Origin of the sequence: Arthrobacter sp. ISL-69, from assembly GCF_018613775.1 — a bacterium.
Taxonomy (GTDB): Bacteria; Actinomycetota; Actinomycetes; order Actinomycetales; family Micrococcaceae; genus Arthrobacter.
The window spans coordinates 1-24,254 of record NZ_JAGGPO010000056.1; the positions used below are offsets into that span (position 1 = coordinate 1).

Sequence of the window (24,254 nt, forward strand, 5' to 3'; positions counted from 1 at the left end):
GACATGGCCAACCGCCTCCCCGCCCCCGACCTGAAAAACCTCCACGCCGCGTTCCGCACCGAGAGCGCCGTGATGCTCGAATTCGCGAACTCCCTCACCACCGCCCAGTGGAACGCGCCCAGCAAGGCCGCCGGCTGGAGCATCGCCGACATGGTCGGCCACATCGGCTCCACCGCCCACAACATGTACAGCCCCGCCGGCCTCCAAGCCGCCCGCCAGCCGAGCCTCGAGGCCGTCAACGAGGGCCCCGTGCAGGTGCGCCGCGCGTGGAGCCGGCAGCAGGTCATGGCCGAGTTCGAGACCGCCACCCGCACCTCGGCCCGCATGCTCGCCTTCGTCCGGCACACCCCGATGCGCGCGGTGCCCATGGGGCTGAACGAGCTCGGAAAATTCCCGATGGCGCTGCTCGTCGGCGGCGCCCTGGTCTTCGACCTGCACACCCACCTCCGCCACGACATGGCCCCCGCCCTCGGACTGCCGACGCCTCCGACGGACGCGAACCGGATGCGCGCCGTGCTCGACTGGATGACCGCGGTGCTCAGCAACCAGACCGCGAAATCCCCGGCACCCGGAATCGACGCCGGACTGACCCTCACACTCACAGGCCCCGGCGGCCGCACCTGGTGGATCGACGCCGACGGCCTCGCCGCAGCCGGCTCCCGCACCCCGGCGGCCCGCATCACCGCCCCGGCCATCACGTTCCCCGACTGGGGAACGCAGCGCTCCTCCTGGCGAGACGCAGACGTCGAGCTCGCGGGCGACACCGAGCTCGCCGCGCTCTACCTCGACACCGTCAACGTCATCTAAAGGCAGACGCCCGCCGCCGGCGTTCATTCCACGGCATGATGGAGGACGTCGGCTGTGGCATTCATGACGCATACAGTCGGCGCCTGATTAGGAGACTGCTGAACTAAGTCCTTTTAAGGGGCTGGTCCTGGGGCGTTCACGTGTCCGGGCCAGCTCTTCTTTCGTAGGCGATGTCGCCGACGATGACAGAAAACACCTGAGGGCAGATGGGCCAGTGCACTTTCCTTCAGGTCGGAGACATAGTCGGAGCCGTTGTCCGAGAGGGCACGGTAGGTGGTGACCACGCCCCCTGAAACCGCCACGGAGCCGTGGGTCTGGCCCGTCCGTTTAATGTGCCACCAGCAGCGGATGCATCGGGTGGTGTCCAACTGAGAGAGGCCCGTTGACTGAGTGATTACGCTCACGATAAAGTGTGCCGACGTTTATTGAAACGTATCAACCCGACCGCGGCCTCGCTCCGGATCGGCAAACTTGAAAGGCAATGGCGCCGATGTCCAATGAATTACTCGCCTTCCAGCGCACCAGACACCGACCGGGGCCCAAACTGCCCGCCCTACTACTCTGTGTTGCAGTGTCTCTTGGAGGGGTACTTGTGCCGACAGCCGCGGCCGCTGTGACCGTTGAAGTCGCCTCCGAGGCCATCGCGGTGGACGGCTTGACCACGAATGGCCGCGTGAATCCCTTGGGAATAGCAGGCAAAAACCCGTCTTTTGGCTGGCAGTCGGCCACACCCCGTCGGGGCGCCACGCAGTCGGCCTATGAACTCCAGGTCGGCTCCTCCGCAGGGGCCTCTGATGTGTGGACGTCCGGTCGGGTAACAACTTCCCAGCAGGTCGATGTCGAATATGCAGGGCCTGCGCTGCAGGCAGCGTCTCGGTACTACTGGCGCGTCCGTGTGTGGGATGACAAGGGGACGGCGAGCGACTGGAGCCAACCAGCCTGGCTCGAGACCGGCCTTCTGTCGGCCAGCGACTGGGGCTCCGCAGGATGGGTGGGCAAGCCGACGCCGTCTTATCAGGATTGGACCGACTACACGGCCACTCAGCAATTCAAGCTGAACAGCACGGCGTTCGGCACGTTCCTTCGGACACAGGACGTAAACAACGCCTACATGTGGCAGCTCAATGTGAGCACCGGTGTGCCAATGTTGCGTCCGCATCTTCGGGTGAACGGTGCATACAGCTTGCTGGCTGAAGTCGATCTTCGGCCGTTTGGTTTCACCGCAGCAGGTCTCCTCGCGGGTCAGCACGAGGTGTCCTTCCGGCTGGCCGGGAATACGATCGAAACCGTGCTCGACGGAAAACTGGTCGACACCCGGACGGCGACGAAGTTCAGCTGGGGACGCACCGGATACCGCACCTTCGGCGCGGAGTCAGTGACCATTAGCTCACTGAAGGTGACGAAGGCCGATGGCACCGTACTGGCGAGTCCGGATTTCGGTACCAACCCGTTCACCGCGGGCACATTCTCTGGCGGACAGGTCACGATCGCCGGGACATCTGACGCTCTGCTGAACGGTCCTTCGGAGTATGAGCCGCTGCTTCGCAAGGGATTCTCGACCGATGCGGCAAAGACGGTCAAGAGTGCGCGCATCTACGCCTCGGCCCACGGCATTTACGAACTTTCCCTCAACGGAAAGCGCGTTGGCGACCAGGTACTGGCGCCCGGCTACACCGAGTACGCCAAGCGCATCCAATCCCAGACATATGACGTGACCGAACTTGTTCAGCAGGGGGACAACGCGTTCGGCGCATCCTTGGGCGACGGCTGGTGGGCAGGCAAAGTCGGGTTGGCCGGCAAGGCGCAATACGGCTCGGACCTCGCGCTCGTGGCGCGGCTCAAGGTCACCTACACCGACGGGAGCACCCAGTGGGTCGATACTGACTCTTCGTGGAAGTGGGCACCAGGGCCGTTTGTGGCGACAGATAACCAGCTGGGTGAGACTTACTCTGCAGCACTCGAGCAGCCAGGGTGGGACCGCCCGGGCTTCGATGAGGCGACTTGGAAACCCGTTATCGAGCGGAGCTCAGACACGGCCAAGCTCTCGCCGCAGCCGGATGAGCCAGTCCGTCAGACCGATTTGCTCGGTACTGTTGCGATTACGGAGCCAAGTCCGGGCGTCAAGATCTATGACTTGGGCCAGAACATGGTGGGTGTCCCGCGCGTGACCATAACCGGCAAGGCCGGCGAGACCGTCCGGCTTCGGCACGCGGAGGTTCTCAACCCCGATGGCACGATGTACACAGCCAACCTTCGGGCGGCCCTGGCCACGGACTATTACACGTTCGCCACGGACGGCACGGTTACTTACCAGCCGACCTTCACCCAACACGGTTTCAGGTACATCGAGATCACAGGCCTCGGCCAGGCTCCGACGGCGGATAATGTCAAGGGCGTGGTGCTGGGGTCCGATCTGCCTCGGACAGGCTACCTCAAGACCTCCGACGCGATGCTGAACAAACTGCACAGCAACGTGACCTGGGGTGCCCGGGGCAACTTCTTGTCGATCCCGACCGACACACCGGCACGCGACGAGCGACTGGGCTGGACCGGTGACATCAGCATTTTCGCGCCGACGGCAAGCTATCTCAGTGATACCAGAGGCTTCCTGGGCAAGTGGATGACCGACGTTCGCGACGAACAGAAGCCCAATGGCGGTCTCCCGGCTGTCGTTCCATCGACCAACGGCGCATTTGACATGAGCGCCGTCGGCTGGGAAGACGCCACCATCACAGTGCCCCACGCCGTATGGAAGGCTACCGGGGATGCCCAGATCGTCCGTGAGAACTACGAGGCGATGAACAAGTTCTTCGCCTACGCCCGCACTTCCGCAGGTGCCGACAACCTGGAAACCGGGCGTTTGTCGTTCTTCACGAACGACTGGCTGCATCTCAACGATCCGACAAACCAGGGAGTCCTGGGCACCGCGATCTGGGCACTGGACGTCAAGATGATGGCAGAGATGGCCGCGGCCATCGGCCGCGACGACGAGGCGGCAGACTACGCCAATCTCTACCAGGCCGTGCGCGAATCGTTTACCAAGGCGTACGTCGCATCAGACGGCACGGTCTTGGGAAATTCTCAAACCGGCTATGCCCTTGCTCTTGGTGAGGGGCTGGTCACCGACCCGATCCTGGAACGCAAGGTCGGGGAGAAGTTCGTCGCGAAGCTGGCCCAGACGGGCTATCACCTGCGCACCGGCTTCATTGGCACGCCGTGGCTGCTGCCCGCGCTCACCAACATCGGGCGTGACGACCTCGCCTACACGATGCTCCAGCACAAGGACTACCCATCGTGGGGTTACGAGATCGAGAAGGGTGCCACCACGATCTGGGAGCGCTGGAACACGATCATGCCTGACGGCTCCTTCGGCCCGGTGGACATGAATTCCTTCAACCACTATGCCTATGGAGCCGTGGCCGACTGGATGCACCGTAACATCGGCGGTATCCAGATCGATGAGCCCGGATACCGAAGCAGCATAATCGAACCGCATCCCGGCGGCGGGCTGAACTCAGCAGACGGCACGCTTGAGACCGTGTACGGAGAGCTGTCGAATTCCTGGCAAAAGACCGCAGAGGGCCTGACCATGAATGTCACTGTTCCGATGAACACCACCTCGCAGGTACGCATCCCATCGGATCACCCGTTCCAGGTCAGCGAATCGGGCAATCCGTTAGCCACTGGTAACGGGATCCAGAAGATCGCTTACGACGACGACAAGTCAGTCACGGTGGTGACCGTCGGTTCCGGAACATACTCGTTCAAGGCGAACAGCATTTCAGTGCCGCCCACCGAGTCGACGACGGACTACGTGGACTTCGGCGAAGCGACGTCGGAGAACCAGCACGGTGTCGAGGCCTCTCCCAGCAGTGGAACCAGCGTCGAAGCCGGCCTGACCCGCCGATACTCTCACAACCAGTTCCCAGGCTCTCGGTACTCGGCGAAGGTCAAGGTGCCGGCCGGGAAGCCGTTCCTCCTGCGGATGCAGGAGACCTGGTTCACTCCAGGGGTCAAGGACTACGAGGTGTACGTCGATGGCACGCTGGTCAAACATGTTCACATGACGCGCACTGAGCCCGGCGCGGGCACCTCAAAATACGAGATCCTCGTCGACGAAGCAACTGCTGTGGACAACGACGGCACGGTAACGGTTGAGTTCCGGTATCCGGACAGTAATCCTCCGGGACTCTATTTCGACCCCTCCATCGCAGACCTGTGGGCGATCAGTGCGGCCCCCGCAGACACGAAGGGTCCGGCGCTCACATGGGACGCTGGTCCGGAAGACGGGAGCCAGTGGGTCTGGGGCAGCGTCCACGCGGCACCGACATGCTCAGCAGTGGATGAGGAGTCGGGACCCGCGGAATGTGCCGTTACAGGCTACGACACGGCCGTCGGGCAGCACACGCTGACAGCCACGGCAGCCGACAGGTCCGGGAATTCTACCAAGGAGTCCCGTACTTACACCGTCCTCCCATGGACGCTGAACGGCTTCCTCGAGCCCGTCGATATGAATGGCGTTGTCAACGTGGCCAAAGGAGGCTCAACGGTGCCTATGAAGTTCGAAGTCTTCGCTGGCACCGAGGAGAAGATCACGACCGACGCAGTCAAGGCGGTCAAGGCCACCAAGGTCTCATGCGTGGCCGACGCCCCAACAGATGCTGTCGAGAGCGTTACCACCTCTGCTGCCGGGCTGTCCTACAACACATCTGAGGGAGTGTTCCAGTACAACTGGAAGACACCCAAGTCTGCCGGGGACTGCTACCGACTGAGCGCCCAGGGAGCAGATGGCTCGACGTTGGAAGCGCTGTTCAAGCTGAAATAGGGCGAAGACCCCTGTCGGACTAGCAAAGTAGAAGCGCAGGACCTGGGCCCGGCATTGCCGGGCCCAGGTCCTCAAGCTTGGGGAGATACGCACGGTGTTCCACCAAAAAGATGGGCGCAGCTACGTGCTTGACCCTGGGAACAGGCCCCTGCGACGTCGATAAACCGCTTTCCCAATTGAATCGAATCAAAACGCTTTTTTGTGCTCCTTGACACACCTCCGAATCGTGCCCTACGGTGTGGGGAGGTTCACAAATGAATCGTTTCATTACAAAGGAGTAACGGCATGGACGACACCGAGTCCTACGACGTCGACCACCCCGGCCCGGCTGCCGCCGATAACCTCGTTCCCGTCTTGGAACTACGGGATATCCACAAGTCATTCGGAGCCGTCAAGGCCCTGCAAGGAGCGAATCTGCGCCTCCACCGCGGCCAAGTCACGGCCCTCGTCGGAGAAAACGGCGCCGGTAAGTCCACCATGGTGAAGACTCTGGCCGGTCTTCACGAGCAGGACCGCGGCCAAGTATTCCTGCACGGCGAAGAGGTATCCTTCCGGGACCCGCTTCATGCGCGGGAAGCCGGCATCGCCGTGATCTACCAGGAACCGACGATGTTTCCGGATCTGACCGTCGCGGAAAACATCTTCATGGGCCGCCAGCCTCTGGGATCGTTCCGGCGAATCGATCGAAAGGCCATGCGGCGCCTAGGCCTGGATCTCTTCAGCCAGCTTGGCGTGAAGATCGATCCCGACCGCATCGCACAAGGTCTTTCCATCGCCGACCAGCAGGTGGTCGAAATCGCCAAGGCGATCTCCCTGAACGCGCGCGTCCTGATCATGGACGAACCGACAGCAGCCCTGAGTGGGGTCGAGGTGGAGCGGTTGTTCGCCGTTACCCGCACGCTCCAGGCCGGCGGAGCGGCAGTCTTGTTCATCTCCCACCGGTTTGAGGAAGTTTTTGCCCTTGCTGACTGGATCACGGTCATGCGCGACGGAGCCCACGTCGCCACCGCACCGGCCTCTGAACTCACAGTGGATCAGGTCATCCGACAGATGGTCGGGCGCGATGTTGCCTCACTCTTCCCCAAGCAGGAGGCAGAAATCGGGGACGTCACCCTCGAAGTCCGGAATCTGAGCCGGAAGGGTGTTTTCCACGACATCTCATTCAACGTCAAGGCCGGTGAGATCGTCGGACTAAGCGGTCTCGTGGGTGCAGGCCGTTCGGAAGTCGCCCGCGCCATTTTTGGTATCGACAAGTACGACGCCGGTGACGTGATTGTACGGAACCAGCCGCTAAAAGCGCTCTCCCCCCAGGCATCCATGGCTGCTGGCATCGGATTCGTTCCCGAAGACAGGCGCAAGCAGGGCCTGGTCATGGAACTGAACGTCAGCCGCAACCTGACGCTTACACTGCGCCAACGGTTGAGTCGCTTCGGCCTTCTAACCAACAGATCCGAGGCCGAAGCCACCAACGAGTGGGCCAAGAAGCTACAGATCAAAGCAGGAGCCCCCGACTCGCCCATCTCGACGCTCTCCGGAGGAAATCAGCAAAAAGTCGTCCTGGGCAAATGGCTTGCGACAGGACCGAAGGTCCTCATCATCGACGAGCCCACCCGTGGCATCGACGTCGGCACGAAGTCCGAAGTTCACCGCCTCATCTCTGAGCTTGCGGGGACCGGGCTCGCGGTCCTGATGATCTCATCCGAACTCCCGGAGATCCTCGGCATGTCAGACCGCGTGCTCGTCATGCACGAAGGCCGCATCACCGCCGAACTGAGCCGCAGCGAAGCCACCGAGGAAACCGTGATGACCGCCGCCACTGGAGTCGATTCCCACAACAAGGAGACCCTCGCGTGACCACATTAGCCCTCCAACGCCAGCCGTCCTTGGCCTGGCTGGGAACCTTGACCCGTTCCCGGGAATTCAGCGTTTTCCTGGCCTTGGCGATTCTGATAGCGGCTACCGTCGCAGTCAACCCCCGCTTCCTTGGCGTACAGAGCACCAAGGACCTGCTGCTCAACTCTTCCATCCTCGTGATCCTCGCGATTGGGCAAGCGGTGGTCATCATCACCAAGAATGTGGATCTCTCCGTCGGCTCCGTTCTCGGCCTCACCGCCTTTGCCACAGGCAAGATCTTCATCGCGTTACCGGAACTTCCGGTCGTAGTGATGTTGATCATCGGTATTGGCATCGGAACGCTCCTCGGCGCGATTAATGGAGCGCTTATCGCCGTTGCGAAGGTCCCGGCACTGGTGGTGACACTCGGCACCCTTTACATCTTCCGCGGCGTTGATTTCGCTTGGGCGCAAGGGCAGCAGATCAGCCCGTCCAACCTCCCTCAGGGATTCCTGGATCTAGGCAGCGGAGCAATTCTCGGGCTCCCCTACCTTGCCCTCTTAGCGCTGGTCGTCGTCGTCGTCTTTGGGCTCTATCTCAAGAACATGCGATCAGGACGTGAATTCTACGCCGTGGGATCCGACGTGCTTGCCGCGCGGCTTTACGGAATTGGCGTGGGGAGGAAGGTGTTCATCGCCTTCGCCGTCTCGGGCGCGCTGGCTGGTCTCGCGGGGGTGATCTATGCCGCGAAGTACGGAAACCTTGATGCCACTGCAGGCCAAGGGCTGGAACTGAACGTCGTCGCGGCCGCCGTCGTCGGTGGGGTGGCAATCGCGGGCGGTGTCGGAACTGTCTATGGAGCAGCCATCGGCGCGCTCCTCCTCACCACCATCACGTCCGCGCTGCCGGTCCTGGGCGTTTCCCCCTTCTGGCAGCGCGCCATGATCGGGGCACTGATCCTGGCTTCCATCGCACTTGACCGCTACCTTGCCGTCCGCGCTGAGCGCCGGCTGAGAGGACACGATTCCCATGCTGGCTGAAACAGTACGTCCAACGGCAGCCCCGTCATCAACACCTTCGCGCTTTAGCTTTCTACGGGGCTGGGACACTGCAATCATTGCCGTAGTTTTGATCTGTGTTCTCCTCGCGTCGCTGACCGTGGAAGGATTCGCTTCACCTCGCAATGCCGGGTTCCTCCTGATTGACATGATCCCCATCCTGCTGCTTGCGTTACCCATGACGCTGATCATCCTGACCGGCGAAATTGACCTTTCGGTGGCCAGCATCGCAGGCTTCACCAGCTGCGTCTTCGGCGTCCTCTGGAGCGGCGGCCTTCCGCTGGAGACCATCATCCCGCTCTGCCTCGTTCTCGGTGCCGTCTCCGGAGCCCTCAACGGCTTCCTGGTTTCTGTCCTCAGACTGCCCTCATTGGCTGTGACGATCGGCACGCTGGCGCTCTATCGAGGACTGGCCTTCGTGGTCTTGGGGGATCAGGCCGTAACCAGCTTCCCCCGTGCCGTCACCACAGCCCTGCAGGCAAAAATCGGATCCACCGGCATCCCTGTCTGGATCATCCCCGTCCTGCTCCTCGCACTGGCCTTCGGGGTCGTCCTGCACTTCACAGGCTTCGGCCGCTCCCTGTTCGCCATCGGCTACAGCGAAGACGCCGCGCGGTTCGCTGGCATCACGGTGGCCCGGACCAAGTTCTGGCTGTTCGTCGTATCGGGCATCGTCGCCGCACTGGTCGGTATCTGGTGGACGCTCCGGTACGGAAGCGCCCGAGGTGACAACGCAACCGGCCTGGAACTCTCAGTGATCGCGGCTGTACTCCTCGGCGGCGTCTCGATCTTCGGCGGAAAGGGCAACCTGCCCGGCGTCATTGCCGGCGTCGCACTGCTCGCGATCCTGCGCAATGCGCTCCAGCTCGCCAGCGTCCCCGAGGACACCCTCTCCATGTTGACCGGCGGGCTCCTCATCGCGGCAGTCGTCGCGCCCAACGCCGTTGCCTGGGGACGTACCCAGCGCAAGAGGTCCAGCACCACCTAGCCAACCCCCTACAACCCCCTGCAACAACGACGTTTCAAACCGAAAGGCTCACCATGAAATTCACCACTAAAGGAAGCCGCCGGGTCGCCCCGGCCTTCCTTGCCATCGCCACCGGCCTCACCCTTGCCCTGACGGCCTGCGGAGGCACCACCGTCAACTCCGGTTCCAGTAATGCAGCAAGCGGCGGCGCATCCACCGCCTCGGCGGATCCCAACGCTCCCCTCAAGGAAGGCCTCAAGGTTGCCTTCCTGCCCAAGCAGCTGAACAACTCATACTTCACGGTTACCGACCGCGGCGGGAAGACAGCTGTTGGGGAGTTCAAAGGACAATTCTCCGAAGTCGGCCCCTCCGAAGCCAGCGCCTCAAGCCAGGTGAGCTATATCAACACCCTCACCCAGCAGGGCAGCGACGTGATCGTCACCTCGGCCAATGACCCGAAGGCCATTTGCTCAGCACTTGATGAAGCACGAAGCGCGGGCGCCAAGGTTGTCACCTTCGACTCGGACACCGACCCTGAATGCCGGGACGTCTACGTAAACCAGGCAACGGCCGAAGGGATTGCCGCGACGCAGGTCAAACTCATTTCCGAGGCAATCGGAGCCGAAGGCGGAGACATCGCCATCCTCTCGGCGACTGCCAACGCCACGAACCAGAACGCCTGGATCGAACTGATGAAGAAGGAACTCCAGAAGGCGGAATACTCCAAGCTGAAACTGGTATCCACGGTCTATGGCGACGACAACGCCCAGAAGTCCCAGCAGGAAGTTCAGGCGCTCCTGCAGCAGCACCCGAACCTCAAGGGCATCATCTCCCCCACCACGGTCGGCGTCGCTGCTGCCGCTCAGTACCTGGCCGGCTCGGAATACAAGGGCAAAGTCCAGCTGACCGGGTTGGGGTTCCCCAGCCAGCTCAAGGAGTTCGTCAAGAACGGCACGATGAAGTCCTTCGCCCTGTGGGATGTTGAAAAGCTTGGTTACCTCGCGGCCTACACGGGTGCTGCTCTGGCTTCGGGCCAGATCACCGGCGCTGAAGGTGAGAAGTTCAAGGCCGGAGACATGGGAGAGTTCACCATCGGTGACAACGGAATCGTCCTGCTCGGGGAACCCACGGAGTTCACCGCCGACAACATCGACCAGTTCAACTTCTAAGCAAGCGCTGAACGGCCAGATCGGACAGACTTTGCGCCTAGATCGGGGCCCCTTCCCCAAGGGGTCTCGGTCTGGGTTCCAATCGCCCACAAGTTTGGTTCCCCGACCTCCTCGGACGAGTCGGTGCGGCGCCGGGCCCTCGACCAGCATTTTGACTGCATCGAGATCATGCACGCCACCGGCTCGCGGGACCTGAAGATCCGGCTCGCTGACGGTACCAACTACCCGGGCCCAGGACGACATCCGCGGACGCCAGGACCGACTGGCGGTGTCGCTGCAGGAGATCTACGCCGCCCTGGGGATGAGCAGCGCCGGGTGCTGGAGTACGAGTTCTTCGAGCCGGCTTTTTACCACACCGATGTCCCGGACTGGGAGACTTCCTACGCCAGACGCTGTCGTTGGGGGGAGGATGCCTTGGTCTGCCTGGACACGGGTACAACGCGCCGGGAAGAACATCGAGTTCATCGTGATGCAAGCTGCTGCGGTTGGGCAAACTGGTAACAGTGCCGAACCCCACAGGCCCGCAAGGTGTCAGCATTCCATCCGATCATCCTTCGGCCCCTTCAAGAGATCACGCCGCAAGCTTTGGCTGTTTAGATCACGCAAGGACGCGTCGCCACGTATTCGTTCAGACGCTGCTCCTGACCACACTCGGAGACCAGACACTGGACACGCACCTTTAGAGTCCTCTGTTTCTTAGGAAGCAGATTCGCGACCTCATGGGCGAAGGCCGCGTTGGATTCGTTGTCCACATTCCTCTCATGCTCTCGCATCGCGAGGAAGGCGGTCGAAGATGGTCCGGAGGTACGGGTGGTCGCAGTCTGTCCGCTTCTGGACGTCTACGCGTGCGTCCGAAAGAATTCTGCCAGTCGGTAGGCGGGGTCGGCTTCGAGCGCGAGTTCCAGGAACTGGTGGGCTTTGCTGCCTCGGCCTCCTCACCAGTTGATGAAGGCGATGGCGGTGAGGATGGGGGCCGAGTGTTCGGTGCTGCTGTGCCTGTACGCCTGGAGCAGTAGCTGCTGGGCCCATTCGACACGCGACCGAGGGGTCGTCCGACTTAGCTGTAACCCGTGAGCCTCTATGTGCCGACCTAGTCTGCCCTGGCCTCCCGGGTGTGACCCGACTTGCTCCATCAAGTCTGCCATCCAGGGGGCGGCGACCGTGATGAAACGTCATCCCTCGAGCAGACCGCGGACGGAGGCTGTGGACCCGGAAACGTCGATAGTGAGGCGCCCCACGGCGGGCTGACCCCCTTGACTGGGAAAGGCTTTTGAGTTCTTACTTGGTTTGAAGAGGCGAGCACATTGGAGGGGAGGCAGTCTGCCGCCGGTGAAGCGTCCAAGGAAGGGATCATGTTAGCCAGAGTCAGCACATATCGGCCCAGCCCAGACAACACGGGGGCGCCGACAGAAGAAACAATAAACCGCGTGCTGGGACTTCCCGGGTGCAAGGGGATCTACTATCTCTTCGGAGACGCTCAAAAGTCGATGTCGATCACCTTATGGGACAGCCAAACAAGCCTCGATGACAGCCGGCAAGCCGCGGACAAGATCCGTTCTGAAACCAGCGCTGAGCAACACCTGCAGGTTCTTGACGTCGAGGAATTTGAAGTCCTGACCCGGGAAATCAAGGGTTGACCTCCCTTTCAGTCCGGGGAAGGCCTCCGGCAACAGAAATGAAAGTAAGGCGTGGCGAAATCTGACGGAATCTGTGTCCATGTTTATGTTGCGGCAGCAGGACGCAGAGCCGTTCATCGGGTGAATTCAAATACATCGCCCTGGTGCGACTCCTGCTGCCTAGAACGGGGAGTCATCACTTCAGTTCCACGGGCATCCCCGGCGCGGTCCGGATCGTGCCGGGCAACACGGCCGGCCCTTCCGCGTCCACCGGCATCGCCGGCGAGATCAAAGACCTCTCCGGCGTCGAGGAGATGGTCATGGTCGGGGACTGGGCATGATCGCAGCGTCGTGACCTGACCGCCGACGCGTTTCTCAAGGTCCGGTCCGTGAATTTCGTCGGGGATCCACAACATCACCCGCGCTTTCCTGCCTCTCATCGCCAGGGGTGGGAGGGTCGTCAACAAAGGCTCGGCCAGCTGTAGCCGGATGGAGTTCGGTCCGCTCGACATTCACGTGATCCGGTCGAAAAGGTTGTCGGCATGGTGGTCGAGGCGTTCGTCGCGGACCGGCCCGCACCGCGATACGACCTCCACCACAGCTATCTGCAAGACGTCGTCCCGATGAGGCTCCTTCCCATCCGGGTGGATGAGGCCCTGGTCCGCCGAGTCCTTGGTTTGGTCGCTCGGTGATGCGATCGCCGAACTGACAGTGTCGAACTGGCAGAGTTTGGCTGACGGGCCGAGGGGACGCCTCAGCGTTTAGTGCGGTTCTACTTGGCGGCAAGGGCCGCGAATCGGTGGAACTGCGCCTCGCGCTCCGCGGCGCGCTGTTCTTCGAAGCCTCGCTCCACCGCGCCGAGCAGGAGAGACTTGGTGGCTGTGACGGCGCCGTGCGGATGTGCGGTCAGACCGTTGACCAGCTCAGCGATCGCCGGATCTACCATGTCGCGGGACACCACCTGGCTGACCAGGCCGCTCGCGAGGGCCTCCTCGGCACCGATATACCGTGCCGTGGCGGTCCATTCCAGTGCGCGGGAGTAGCCGACGGCTTCGACCAGATGCTTGGTGCCGGTGAGATCGGGGATGATGCCGAGCGCGGGTTCGCGCATGCTGAACTTGGCGTCGTCCGTGGCGATGCGGATGTCACATGCCAGCGCGAGCTGGAAGCCTGCGCCGATGGCGTAGCCCTGCACCGCCGCGACGCTGATGAAATTAGGGTCGCGAAGCCACAAGAAGCCTTCCTGGTAGGTCGCGACCGCGCGATCGAACTCTTCCTGCGTTGCCGTGAAGAGGTCGGTGATTGGGGCGTCGTCTCCGATCCGTTCCCCGGAGAAGAGCCGCCGGTCCAGCCCCGCGCTGAACGCCTCGCCTGCCCCCCGGAGGACGACCACGCGGACGTCATCGCCGATCGAGGCACCGACCGCGGCCAGGGCGGCCCACGTGCTCGGCCGCATGGCATTGCGATTCTCGGGGCGGTTCAGGGTGACGGTGACGACCGCGCCGTCCTGGACGCGGGTGACGCCGCCTTTCTCGAGTGCGGTCCTCGTTGTTGTTTCCTCGGGCATGTTGTCTCCGCTCTGTTCTAGTCGCTCCACGGGGTGGGCAGGGTCAGCCGAGCTTGATCTCGCGCTTGAGGATCTTGCCGGTCGCGGTCTTGGGCAGCGACTCGAGGACGTGCACCAACCGCGGGTACTTGTAGGCGGCGACGTTGCTTTTCGCGTGCTCCCTCAACTCGTCCGGAGTTGCCACGGCGCCGGGCTTGAGTGTCACGGCGGCGGCGATCTCCTCACCGAGTTCGGCGTGCGGCACACCGATCACCGCGGCCTCGGCGACGGCGGGATGCCCGTAGAGCACTTCTTCGATCTCACGCGGGTAGACGTTGTATCCACCACGGATGATCATGTCCTTCTTGCGGTCCACGATGAAGTAGAACCCGTCATCGTCCCGCCGGGCCAGATCACCGGTGTGGAACCAGCCGTCCCGGACGGCCTTCGCTGTCTCCTCGGGCTTACCCCAGTAGCCCCGCATGACGTTGTGGCCGAGGACGGCGATCTCGCCGATTTCCCCTGGTCCGACGTCGGCGCCCTGTTCGTCAACGAGCCGGAACTCGACGCCGCTGATCGGCGTGCCGATCGAGCCGGCGCGACGGTGGCTGGGCAGGTTGAACGACGCAGCCGGGGATGTCTCCGACAGCCCGTAGCCCTCCAGCACCGTGGCGCCGGTGGCCTGCTCGAAGGCGGTCATGACCTCGATCGGCATCGCGGAACCTCCCGAAACGCAGATGCGCAGCGCCGACAGGTCGTGCTCGGCCAGGCCAGGGTGGTTGAGCAGGGCCATGTACATGGTGGGCACCGCCTCGAAGATCGTTGCCCGGTCCCGGACCAGGATCTCCAGCGCCTTCGCCGCATCGAATCGGGGGAGCAGGGTCAGTGTCGCGCCGGCCGCGATGACCGCGTTGAGCCCGCACGTCTGCCCGAACACGTGGAACAGCGGCAGCCCGCCGAAGACCATGTCCTCGGCGGTGAGACCGAACAGTTCGTCGACGCACACTTCGGCGTTGCGGGCCAGGTTCGCGTGGGTGAGTTCGGCGCCCTTCGGCTGTCCGGTGGTGCCGGAGGTGTAGAGGATGACCGCCGTTTCGGTCCCGGCCCGCTCCGTGACGCCCTGGACCGGGGTCACCGCCGCCAGCAGCGCGGCGAAGCCGGCGGCCTGGACCACGACTACCTCGGCGTCGGCCTGCTTCGCGCCGGCTTCGGCCTCGGCGCGGCACCCTTCCGCCGTGAAGATCAGCTTCGCGCCGGAGTTGCCTAGGTAGTACGCGATTTCGCGGTCCTTCAGCAGCGGGTTCATCGGCACCACCACGCCACCCATGCGCAGGATCCCGTAGTACAACACGGCGAACTGCGGCACGTTGGGCAGCATGACCGCCACCCGGTCGCCGGGCTGGACGCCGCGTTCCGCCAGCAGGCCCGCCACTTTCCGGGTCGCGTCCTCGAGCTGGGCGTAGCTGAGCACGACGTCATCCAGCCGGATCGCCGTCCGGTCGGGTCTCGTATCGGCTTGACGGATAAGATTCATCGCGAGGTTCAAGGCGAAGGCCTTTCAGTTGAAGCGGGTCGGGTCAGGGGCAGCGGCAGTGCTACCGGAGCCTGTGCCGGCACGGTGGGGTGGTCCGGGGCGACCGGGTCCAGCCGGCGGTACGGCTGTGACTGGGCGGGGCGCGGATCGGCCTCGCCCCTGTTGGGCCAGAACGCAAAGGCACGCTCAGCCTGGGCGGTGATGGTCAGCGACGGGTTCACCCCGAGGTTCGCGGTCAGCGCGGTTCCGTCCACAACAGACAGATTTGGGTAGTTGAACACGCGGTGGTAAGGGTCGATCACGCCGTCATCCGCCGAGGTTCCAATCGTCGCGCCGCCAAAGAAGTGCGCAGTCATCGGCTTGTTGAAGATCTCGCCCCACGTCCCGCCCGCGACGCCGCCGATGCGCTCGGCCGTGCGCAGGTTTGCTTCGTGCCCGGCCGGGATGAACGCCGGGTTCGGCTCGCCGTGGCCCTGCTTCGACGTGTAGCTCCGGCGACCGAACAGGCCGCGCTTGGTGAACGTGGTGATCGAGTTGTCTAGGTTCTGCATCACCAGAAGGATCACCGTGCGCTCGCTCCACCGGTAGCCGTTGGATAACTTCACCGACTTGACTGGCTCCCGCACGAAGGTCCGAAGCGCCTGCAGCCACCGCGGCGTGGGCAGCGAGCCGTCGGTGGCGACGGTCTGCAGCAGGCTCATCGAGTTGCTGCCCTTGCCGTAGCGCACCGCCTGGATGTGGGTGTTCTCGTCCGGGTGGATCGATGACGTGACCGCCACGCCCCGGGTGAAATCACGCTCGGGGTCGGCGGTGGACCGGCTGGACCCGACGATCGCCTCCGAGTTCGTGCGGGTCAGTTCACCCAGCCGTGGCGAGAGCTCCGGCAGGACACCGGTGTCCCGCATCCGGTGCAGCAACCGCTGCGTACCCCAGGTGCCGGCCGCGAGTACGACCTGGGGGGCGGTCAGGCTCCGGCGGTGGCGCCGCGACCGATTGCCGGTCTTGTGGACGTCCACCATGAAAGACCCGTCCGGCTGCGGTCGCACGGAGTCCACGGTGGTCATTGGGATGACTTTCGCGCCGGCGCGCTCCGCGAGGTGGAGGTAGTTCTTGACCAGGGTGTTCTTCGCGCCCACACGGCAGCCGGTCAGGCAGGACCCGCACTCGGTGCAGCCAGTGCGCTGCGGCCCGGCGCCGCCGAAGTACGGATCGTCGACGGTCTTGCCGGGCTCGCCGAAGTGCACCCCCACCGGTGCCGGTTGGTGCGACTCCGGCACGCGCATCTCGGCCGCGACCGCGCGCATCACCTCGTCGGAGAGCGTCACGGTCGGGTTGGTGACCACGCCCAGCATGCGGTCGGCCCGGTCGTAATGCGGCGCCAGCTCTGACTCCCAGTCGGTGATGTGCGCCCACCGCCGATCGGAGTAGAACGGCTTGGGCGGCCGGTACAGCGCGTTGGCGTAGACAAGCGAACCGCCGCCGACACCGGCGCCGGCCATCACTATGATGTCCTTGAGCGGGTGAATGCGCAGGATGCCGAAGCAGCCGAGAGCGGGCGCCCACAGGTAGCGCTTGAGATCCCACGACGTCTTGGCGAACTCGTCGTCTGCGAACCGGCGGCCCGCCTCGATCACCGCGACCCGGTAGCCCTTCTCCGTGAGCCGCAGCGCCGCGACGCTGCCGCCGAATCCCGATCCGACTACGATCACGTCATAGTCGGATTCACTGACAGCGGGGATCGTCATGAACACTGCCCCCGGTCCCCGTTCAGGGTCAGCTCGGCGGGAACGGCGAGCCCAAGCGTGGTGAACAGGTCGCCGGGGTTGTGCCGATACATGGGCTCGGCGATGGTGTGGTTGCCCATGAGGTAGGGCGTGCAGCGGCGGACGTGTCCGGCCAGTTGGTGGGGGACAACGCGTGTCTCATCGGTCATTGTTCGTGGCCTCGCATGAGCGATCCCGACGGTGACCACTCCGACGTGTCGATCATCGAGTAGTCCTCGTCGTTCTTGTCGAGCCGTCGCATCCGGCGGCCGGCGAAGTGTGCGAGGGTTTCGCTGTCCAGTGGTGGCACGAAGGCGTTGTCCACCACCGTGTATTCGGCAGCCAGGCGGCCGACGGGCGCCACCGCACCGGTGTCGATCCGCCCGTTGGGCAGATAGAGGTCGTCGCGGATGTAGAACTGGACAACCCGGCCGATCACCATGTGGTTGAGCCCGTCCGGCGCGGGGACAATCCGGTCGACCACACACTCGAACGCGATCGGCGCGCCCTCGATCCGGGGTGGCTTCACCGCGAGGCTCGGAAGTTTTTTCAGGCCGATGGCGTCGAACTCATCCTCGTCCGGCTCGAACTCACTCGCACTGATGTGCAACGGAAGCACCTGGGGCAGGGTCGCCAGGTGTGTCACGAATTCCCCGGTGTCGCGCATGTTGACGAAGCTGTCCTTGAGCGTGACGCCATCGGAGCGGGGCTGGATGGACAACGAGATCCGAGGGGGTTTGCGGCCCGCGACGGTGAAGAAGGAGATCGGTGCCAGGTTCCCGATCCCGTCGGTCGACTCGGTGCTGACCCAGGCTATGGGTCGCGGGATGACGCTGCCGATCAGCAGCTTGTACGCTGATTTCGCGTCGAGACTTTCGGCGTCGATGAACATCGGGCGTTCCTTTCGAATTCCGGACAGGCCGGTCAGTGCGGAGTGGTTCGGTTACCCCCACCGTCATCGATCGGGTGACGGCGCCAGCGCAGCAGGTATTTCTGAGTTTTTCGGTCGACGTGCGTCCAGGAAGGACAGTGGGCTCAACGGCTCGGACGACAACGGCTGGCGGCTCTCGCCGCGAGTCCATCGGATCTCCTGGAGTGCGGGGTCTCCCTCCAGTAAAGGAACTCAAGGGTTCCTTTGTCAAGAGCGCGCGCCCACCGAGTTGGCAGGAACAGACCGCTGATCAGCCGGGCTGGCCCACCTTCGGCGACGCGGCATAGCCGTTGAGAAACAGATGCACGGCCCGTCGTACCACCGTGGTGATGTCCTCGTCGGTGACGGTTTCCCCCAGCAAGGCTTTCTCGCGGACGTCGCCATAGGCGAGCATCCCGAACTGGTGCGAGGCGGCATCAGGATCGGTGATGGCCAAGGTGCCCAGCTCGGCCTGCTCGCGCAGGTAGACGGCAAGCGTGCCGCGGAAGCGGGTCATCGTTTCGCGGTAGACCGACGCCAGCCGGGGAAAGCGCACCGCCTCGTAGATCATCAACCGGTACAAGCCGATTTCTTCGGCCCCGAGCCAGATTCGCGCCACCTGGATTCCGAAGCTGGTCAGCGCGTGTTCGGGGTCGCCGGCGGAGTCGGCCATAGCGGCGATGACCCGTTCGTGCAGGCGCGCCGCCAGCTCGTCGGTGACCGCGAGCAGCAAGGCCTCCTTGCTGGGATACCGGGCATAGATCGTCTTCTTCGACACACCGGCATCGGCGGCGATGCGCGACACGCTGGCCTCGGCGTATCCCCGGCTCACGAACTCGGCCGACGCGACGGCGAGGATGTGGCGCAGCCGGGCGGCGACCGCGGACTTCGGTGGCCGGCCCGGGCTTACTGCCCGCGGCGACCCGTTCGGGGTGGCATGTTGTTCCGCTGTCACACGAACCAACATCGCACAGCATCTCCGGTTTGAACAACTGACCCTTGACAAAGGAACGCACCAGTTCCTTTAATGATGGGTAGCAGCTAACGAAGACTGCTGGAAAGGACACTACTGACATGTCTAATGACCGGATCACGGCCACGCGCGCCGAGGTGACGGAGTGGTTCTTCGAGGACTATCTGCCACGCTGGGCCGCGGCCGCCGCGGGCACCTCCGCGGACGGGCCCGATTTCATCCACGGCTACTGGGGCACCCCGTTGCACGTCACCGGCCTGGAACGGTCGTTCTGGTGCCTGGACGACGAGAGCGTGCTCGGGTTCCTGGAGCAGAATCACGCACCGCTGCGCGCGGCGGGATACAGCCATACCGTGGTGCCCGACCGCCGCGTGTTCGTCTACAACACCGTCGGCGCCGCGATCGAGGTGATCTGGTCGCGGCGGGCGGCCGACGAGACCGAGATCCAGCGCTGGGCCACACATTTCGAGGTGGCCAAATCCGACGAGGGCTGGCGCGTGATAAGCGTCCAGGCGGCGGCCACGGACCAGGATACGCTCGAGGGCGCCTGGCCCCGGGAATCATCCCCGGAGGAGATCAGCCATGTCTGAAAAAGTCTATCCGCCGCTGGTCATGCCCGACGGTGTCGGGCGGCATCCGGTCACGGTGTGGAGCAATGGCATCGCGCTGGACGCGGACGTGTACCGGCCGACGACCATCGAGCCCGACGCCGCGCTGCCCGCGGTCGTGCTGGGGCACGGCTGGGGTGGCAGCAAGCTGACCGCGGAACGCTACGCGGCGTTGTTCGCGTCCGCGGGCATGATCACGCTGACCTTCACCCAGAGCAGCTGGTTCGGTTCGGGATCACCGTTGCAACTGGTCGGTGAAGCGCCCGGCCTCGAGGACGGCAATGAGGCGCTCACTCGGGTGCGCTTCATCCGGGACCTGGTGGATCCGTCCGCCTGGATTGCGAACCTGCGCGCGGCGCTGGACTACATCGAAGGGGAACCGAACGTCGATCCCGCCCGGATCGGGCTCTGGGGCACCAGCTTCGGCGGCGGCTTCGCCGTACATCTGGCCGCGAACGACGACCGGGTCAAAGCCCTGGTTGCGCAGGTCCCCGCCATCGCGCCACTGCGCGGTCCCATCGCCGAGCTCGCCCGCAAACGGGCGATCGACACCGCCCGCGGCGACGCCGACGCGATTCCCCAGGGCGTCGACCTGTGGCCGAACATGGCCGGAACCCCCTACCTGGCGACCATGGCGCACTACGACGCCCTCAGCCAGGTCGACCGCCTCACGATCCCCACGCTGATCATCGACGCCGGCGACGAGGAGATGTTTCCCATCGCCGACAACGGGGCCCGCGCTGCGGAGATCATCAAGAACACTCCCGACGGCGTCGTCGACTACCAGGTCATCCCCGGCATCACCCACTACGGCATCTACTTCGAGGGCTACGAGCCCGGCAGCCGGGCCGCCCTGGACTGGTGGGGGCGATACCTGTGACTACACCACACGCGCGCGTTCTCAAAGTCACCACGACTCTGGGGCCGCTCCACGTGCAGGACGCCGGGCCCGCCGATGGCGCCGCGGCGTTGCTGTGGCCGAGCTTGTACAGCGATGGCCAGACCAGCTGGGGCGCGCAGCTCGACGGCCTGCACGAACTCGGCTGGCGGACGCTGCTGGTTGACCCGCCCGGCACTGGCGGCAGCGCCCCGGCGTCGCGACTGTTCACCATGGAGGAGTGCGCCGAGGCCGCCATCGAGGTCCTCGACGCCGCCTCCGTAGACCGCGCGGCCGTTCTCGGGCTGTCGTGGGGCGGTTTCGTTGGCCTGCGGGTCGCGCTGGCCGCACCGCATCGGGTCATCGCGCTGGTGCTGTCCAACACCAGTGCCCGCCGCATGTCCGTGGCCCAGCGTTGGCGCGACCGGCTGTCCGCCGGCCTCGTGCGAATCGGGATACCGGGCGGACTGGGTCGCCTGGTCGTGTCCGGCATGCTCAGCGACCACTCCCGCCGCACCGACCCCGCGGTCGCGACCCGGCTCGCCGCCGTCGCCGACCAACTCGACCCCCGAGGCTTGTCCCGCGCCATTCGGTCGGTGCTGGCGAACCGCACCGACGTCGTCGACGCGCTGACTCGGATCACCGCACCGACCCTCGTGATCGCCGGGGATGAGGATCAGGCGTTCTCGCTCGTCCACGCCGAGGAGCTGGCCGACCGCATACCGGGCGCCCGGCTCGAGGTGCTGCCGCGCGTCGGGCACCTGGCTCCCCGCGAAGCGCCCGCCGAAGTTGCCGCCCTGCTCAAGAGCTTTCTCGCACCGGAAGGAACACCCACATCATGACCGAGCTGAATTACGAGGTGCTGGTCCTGGACGGCGTCCCGCGCGCCCGGCCCGAACGGCTGCCCGACGGCGGCCCGATCGTGTCGTCCCCGCTGGCCTCGACGCTGATCACCGGCGACCGGGATGCCGTGCTCGTCGACCCGCCGTTCACCCGCGAACAGATCCGGCAGGTCGGTGACTGGGTGGAGCGCTCGGGCAAGCACCTGACCCACATCTACGCCACGCACGGCCACGGTGACCACTGGTTCGGCACCGGAGAGCTGCTCGAACGCTTCCCCGGCGCCATTCCGTACGCCACCGAGGGCACCATCGGGATCATGCGCCGCAACGTCGAAGCGCGTGAGCAGTTCTGGGACTCGGACTTCCCCGGCCTGATCCCGGACGCCCCGCTCGTCTTCCGGCCGATCCCCACGGGCGGGTTCGAACTGGAGGGGCACTCGATCACCGCGGTCGAGGTCGGCCACACCGACACCGACGACACCACCGTGCTGCACGTCCCCTCGATCGGCCTGGTAGTCGGGGGCGACGTCGTCTACAACGGCGTGCACCAGATGCTGCTGGAGACCCCCGGGGGCGGATTCGAGTCGTGGCTGGCGGCGCTCGACGTGATCGAGTCGCTCGAACCCCGCGCCGTGGTGGCCGGGCACAAGAACCGTGACCTGCCCGACGACCCGGCGATCATCGACCAGACCCGTCAGTACCTGCGCGATGCGCAACGGCTGCTCGCCGCGAAACCCACTCCCCGCGAGTTCTTCGACGAGATGATCGCCCGCTACCCGGACCGGCTCAACATCGGCCCGGTCTGGTACGGCGCGCACGGCCTCCTCGCCAACTCCGCGGAAGAAAATCTTGGAGATCGAGGGATGTCGACTAATAACCCGGAAACCATTACCTCCGTGATGAGTCTTGGGGGGCGGCCGGCGAACAGCCGTCGTGAGATAAAGATCATCGATACGACCCTGCGCGATGCGCATCAGAGCCTGTGGGCTACGCGGATGCGCACTGATCACATCGTTTCTATGGCGAGCGATTTCGACAAGGTCGGTTTCGAGCAGGTCGACTTGGTGGCACCGATCCAGTTCGATGTGGCAGTCCGCTACTTGAAAGAAGACCCCTGGGAGCGGGTGAGGCTGGCCCACAAGCACGCGCCCAACACCACATTCAGGGCGTTGATCCGCTCCAAGAACATCGCCGCCTTCGACTTTCTGGCCGACGATGTCATCGAGGCCTGGGTGGAGAACCTGTACGCCAACGGCTTCCGGGTGATCGGCTCGTTTGACGGGCTCAACGACGTCGACAACATCGCTCCCGGCCTGATCCGAGCGAAGGAGCTTGGCGCCTCCACCTTTGGGGCGGTCTCGTTCTGCGAGAGCCCGGTGCACACCGACGAGCTCTTCGTCGCCAAGGCCCGTGAGCTGATCGAGAAGGCCGATGTCGACGCCATCATGCTCAAGGACGCCGGCGGCCTGTTGACGCCCGACCGCATCCGCACCCTCGTGCCCGCCCTCAAAGAGGCTATTGGCGACCGCTCTCTCGAGCTGCACAGCCACTGCCTGACGGGGCTGGCGCCGCTGGTTTATCTCGAGGCGGTGGAACTGGGCTGCGACGCGCTGCACACTTCGATCGCGCCGCTGGCCAATGGCGCCGCCCAGCCCGCGACGCAGGACATCGTGCGCGATCTGCGGGCGCTCGGCTATACGGTCAACGTCGACGACGAGCGGATCGAGACGATCAGCAAGCAGCTGACGGCCATCGCTGAGGCGGAAGACAAACCGGTCGGCCATCCTGTCGCGTACAGCGGCCTGCACTTCATGCACCAGCTTCCCGGCGGCATGCTGTCGAACTTCCACTCGCAGCTTGCCACGGCGGGCCTTTCGCATCGCTTCGACGAGCTGCTCCATGAAGTGGCCCGGGTGAGGAAAGAGCTGGCGTTCCCGATCATGATCACCCCGTTCGCCCAGTTCGTGGGAACCCAGGCGGTGATGAACGTGATCTCCGGTGAACGTTACTCAATGGTGCCGAACGAGATCAAGAAGTACGCCCTCGGCTACTATGGCGCGCTGCTGGCCCCCATAGACCCGGAGCTGATGGAGCGGATCATCGCCAACGGCGCCTCGAACATTGCACTCGAGCCAGCCCCGATTGCGCCGATGCTCCCCGATCTGCGGGAGCGCTATCCGGAGGAGAGCCTCGACCTTCTGCTTCTCCGGGCGATGTTCGCGGGTTCCCAGGTCGACGAGATGAAGAAGACCGTGGCCGCGGGCGGAAACGCCGATGAGATTTCCCGGCCGTTCCTCGGCCTGATCAAGGCGCTTTATGCGAAGAGCGCGACCGGAACGAAATGGCTGAAAGCAGGAGATCTGCGGATCAGCATCGAAAAAGGAAAGAGTGAAGATGCCGCTTAACCCACCTGATATCAAGGAACTCCAAGCAATCGTCGATTGGGTGAACCTAGCCGAGGACGTGCGCGAGGTCTCGCTCAAGTTCGGCGATATGGAGTTGTTCATCTCCCGCGACCGGCAGCAGCCCGCCGCAGTGCTGACGCCCGCTCCCGTGACTCCGGCCGCTGCCGCTCCCGCGCCCGCACCGGCTGTCGCCGCTCCGGCGCCCGCGCCGGCTGTCGCCCCGCCGGTACCCTCCGCGAGCGAACCGTCGTCCGCTGACGCGTTGGCGCCCGATGAGGTGCTGATCAAGGCGCCGATGGTCGGAACCTTCTATGCGTCCCCTAAGCCCGGGGCCCCAAACTTCGTTTCGGTCGGTGACAATGTCGCTGCCGACTCGGTGCTGTGCATCGTGGAGGTCATGAAGCTGATGAGCAATATCGAGGCTCAGGTCGAGGGCACCGTCACGAGGATCCTGGTCGAGAACGAGCAGGCAGTCGAATACGGTCAGCCGCTCATGGTGATCAAGCGCAGGGTATGACCGG

The 24,254-nt window shown here is 64.3% G+C and carries 19 protein-coding genes and 1 pseudogene; 14 read left to right on the forward strand and 6 right to left on the reverse strand.

Annotation, left to right across the window (positions count from 1 at the left end; genetic code table 11):
• The 9 genes and pseudogenes from J7I79_RS23380 to J7I79_RS23415 all read left to right on the forward strand — a co-directional run.
• The coding region (locus J7I79_RS23380) for a maleylpyruvate isomerase family mycothiol-dependent enzyme (protein ID WP_214957547.1) at positions 1–807 on the forward strand (807 nt) is incomplete at its 5' end.
• Between the two features lie 895 nt (positions 808–1,702).
• On the forward strand, positions 1,703–5,632 hold the full coding sequence (locus tag J7I79_RS23385) for a family 78 glycoside hydrolase catalytic domain (RefSeq protein ID WP_214957549.1): 3,930 nt from the start codon (positions 1,703–1,705) through the stop codon (positions 5,630–5,632).
• A gap of 285 nt (positions 5,633–5,917) precedes the next feature.
• Positions 5,918–7,486, forward strand: coding sequence for a sugar ABC transporter ATP-binding protein (locus J7I79_RS23390; protein WP_214957550.1), 1,569 nt, complete (start codon positions 5,918–5,920; stop codon positions 7,484–7,486).
• The gene (locus tag J7I79_RS23395; RefSeq protein WP_214957553.1) at positions 7,483–8,505 is read left to right on the forward strand and encodes an ABC transporter permease; all 1,023 of its coding nucleotides are present in this window, start codon (positions 7,483–7,485) and stop codon (positions 8,503–8,505) included. Before J7I79_RS23390 ends, J7I79_RS23395 begins: the two co-directional genes overlap by 4 nt.
• 88 nt (positions 8,506–8,593) lie before the next feature.
• Complete coding sequence (locus tag J7I79_RS23400; protein WP_251043208.1) at positions 8,594–9,511, forward strand: ABC transporter permease; 918 nt, start codon at positions 8,594–8,596, stop codon at positions 9,509–9,511.
• A gap of 53 nt (positions 9,512–9,564) precedes the next feature.
• Complete coding sequence (gene rhaS, locus J7I79_RS23405) at positions 9,565–10,659, forward strand: rhamnose ABC transporter substrate-binding protein (protein WP_214957556.1); 1,095 nt, start codon at positions 9,565–9,567, stop codon at positions 10,657–10,659.
• Positions 10,660–10,746: 87 nt separating this feature from the next.
• Positions 10,747–11,161, forward strand: a pseudogene (locus J7I79_RS24470) (rhamnose isomerase); the annotation flags it as partial.
• An 850-nt stretch (positions 11,162–12,011) separates the two neighbouring features.
• On the forward strand, positions 12,012–12,296 hold the full coding sequence (locus tag J7I79_RS23410; RefSeq protein WP_214957558.1) for a hypothetical protein: 285 nt from the start codon (positions 12,012–12,014) through the stop codon (positions 12,294–12,296).
• 143 nt (positions 12,297–12,439) lie between these two features.
• Positions 12,440–12,616 (forward strand): hypothetical protein, encoded by a 177-nt coding sequence (locus tag J7I79_RS23415; RefSeq protein ID WP_214957560.1) that lies wholly within the window; start codon positions 12,440–12,442, stop codon positions 12,614–12,616.
• Between the two features lie 431 nt (positions 12,617–13,047).
• On the opposite strand, the gene J7I79_RS23420 is transcribed toward J7I79_RS23415, so the two are convergent.
• The 6 genes from J7I79_RS23420 to J7I79_RS23445 all read right to left on the reverse strand — a co-directional run bounded on the left by J7I79_RS23420 (position 13,048) and on the right by J7I79_RS23445 (position 18,983).
• The gene (locus J7I79_RS23420; RefSeq protein ID WP_311380657.1) at positions 13,048–13,872 is read right to left on the reverse strand and encodes an enoyl-CoA hydratase/isomerase family protein; all 825 of its coding nucleotides are present in this window, start codon (positions 13,870–13,872) and stop codon (positions 13,048–13,050) included.
• Between the two features lie 13 nt (positions 13,873–13,885).
• Complete coding sequence (locus J7I79_RS23425; RefSeq protein ID WP_214957562.1) at positions 13,886–15,355, reverse strand: long-chain fatty acid--CoA ligase; 1,470 nt, start codon at positions 15,353–15,355, stop codon at positions 13,886–13,888.
• A gap of 8 nt (positions 15,356–15,363) precedes the next feature.
• A complete protein-coding gene (locus J7I79_RS23430) occupies positions 15,364–17,100 on the reverse strand; it encodes a GMC family oxidoreductase (RefSeq protein ID WP_214957564.1) in 1,737 nt (578 codons plus the stop codon).
• Positions 17,097–17,288 (reverse strand): hypothetical protein, encoded by a 192-nt coding sequence (locus J7I79_RS23435; RefSeq protein ID WP_214957571.1) that lies wholly within the window; start codon positions 17,286–17,288, stop codon positions 17,097–17,099. The genes J7I79_RS23430 and J7I79_RS23435 overlap by 4 nt, the downstream gene beginning before the upstream one ends.
• Positions 17,285–18,010 carry a flavin reductase family protein gene (locus J7I79_RS23440; protein ID WP_214957573.1) on the reverse strand — a complete coding sequence of 242 codons (726 nt, stop codon included), beginning with the start codon at positions 18,008–18,010 and terminating at the stop codon, positions 17,285–17,287. The genes J7I79_RS23435 and J7I79_RS23440 overlap by 4 nt, the downstream gene beginning before the upstream one ends.
• A gap of 289 nt (positions 18,011–18,299) precedes the next feature.
• Positions 18,300–18,983, reverse strand: a complete 684-nt coding sequence (locus tag J7I79_RS23445) for a TetR/AcrR family transcriptional regulator (RefSeq protein WP_214957575.1) — start codon at positions 18,981–18,983, stop codon at positions 18,300–18,302.
• A 119-nt stretch (positions 18,984–19,102) separates the two neighbouring features.
• On the opposite strand from J7I79_RS23445, the gene J7I79_RS23450 reads away from it, so the two are divergent.
• From J7I79_RS23450 to accB, 5 genes are read left to right on the forward strand one after another with little or no spacing between them, the layout of a single operon-like run.
• A complete protein-coding gene (locus tag J7I79_RS23450) occupies positions 19,103–19,591 on the forward strand; it encodes a hypothetical protein (protein ID WP_214957577.1) in 489 nt (162 codons plus the stop codon).
• Positions 19,584–20,489, forward strand: a complete 906-nt coding sequence (locus tag J7I79_RS23455) for an alpha/beta hydrolase (protein ID WP_214957579.1) — start codon at positions 19,584–19,586, stop codon at positions 20,487–20,489. Before J7I79_RS23450 ends, J7I79_RS23455 begins: the two co-directional genes overlap by 8 nt.
• Positions 20,486–21,328, forward strand: coding sequence for an alpha/beta fold hydrolase (locus tag J7I79_RS23460; protein WP_214957581.1), 843 nt, complete (start codon positions 20,486–20,488; stop codon positions 21,326–21,328). Before J7I79_RS23455 ends, J7I79_RS23460 begins: the two co-directional genes overlap by 4 nt.
• A complete protein-coding gene (locus J7I79_RS23465) occupies positions 21,325–23,733 on the forward strand; it encodes a pyruvate carboxylase subunit B (RefSeq protein WP_214957582.1) in 2,409 nt (802 codons plus the stop codon). The genes J7I79_RS23460 and J7I79_RS23465 overlap by 4 nt, the downstream gene beginning before the upstream one ends.
• Entirely contained in the window at positions 23,723–24,250 is a 528-nt protein-coding gene (gene accB, locus J7I79_RS23470; RefSeq protein WP_214957584.1) for an acetyl-CoA carboxylase biotin carboxyl carrier protein, read from the forward strand. Before J7I79_RS23465 ends, accB begins: the two co-directional genes overlap by 11 nt.
• The last annotated feature ends 4 nt before the right edge of the window (positions 24,251–24,254 follow it).

What these genes read in the sequence shown, in the direction of transcription:
- J7I79_RS23390 (WP_214957550.1), top strand. Translation starts at nt 5,918, where the DNA reads ATGGACGACACCGAGTCCTACGACGTCGACCACCCCGGCCCGGCTGCC.
- rhaS (WP_214957556.1), top strand. Translation starts at nt 9,565, where the DNA reads ATGAAATTCACCACTAAAGGAAGCCGCCGGGTCGCCCCGGCCTTCCTT.
- J7I79_RS23410 (WP_214957558.1), top strand. Translation starts at nt 12,012, where the DNA reads ATGTTAGCCAGAGTCAGCACATATCGGCCCAGCCCAGACAACACGGGG.
- J7I79_RS23425 (WP_214957562.1), bottom strand. Translation starts at nt 15,355, where the DNA reads ATGAATCTTATCCGTCAAGCCGATACGAGACCCGACCGGACGGCGATC.
- J7I79_RS23430 (WP_214957564.1), bottom strand. Translation starts at nt 17,100, where the DNA reads ATGACGATCCCCGCTGTCAGTGAATCCGACTATGACGTGATCGTAGTC.
- J7I79_RS23435 (WP_214957571.1), bottom strand. Translation starts at nt 17,288, where the DNA reads ATGACCGATGAGACACGCGTTGTCCCCCACCAACTGGCCGGACACGTC.
- J7I79_RS23440 (WP_214957573.1), bottom strand. Translation starts at nt 18,010, where the DNA reads ATGTTCATCGACGCCGAAAGTCTCGACGCGAAATCAGCGTACAAGCTG.
- J7I79_RS23450 (WP_214957577.1), top strand. Translation starts at nt 19,103, where the DNA reads ATGTCTAATGACCGGATCACGGCCACGCGCGCCGAGGTGACGGAGTGG.
- J7I79_RS23455 (WP_214957579.1), top strand. Translation starts at nt 19,584, where the DNA reads ATGTCTGAAAAAGTCTATCCGCCGCTGGTCATGCCCGACGGTGTCGGG.
- J7I79_RS23465 (WP_214957582.1), top strand. Translation starts at nt 21,325, where the DNA reads ATGACCGAGCTGAATTACGAGGTGCTGGTCCTGGACGGCGTCCCGCGC.
- accB (WP_214957584.1), top strand. Translation starts at nt 23,723, where the DNA reads ATGCCGCTTAACCCACCTGATATCAAGGAACTCCAAGCAATCGTCGAT.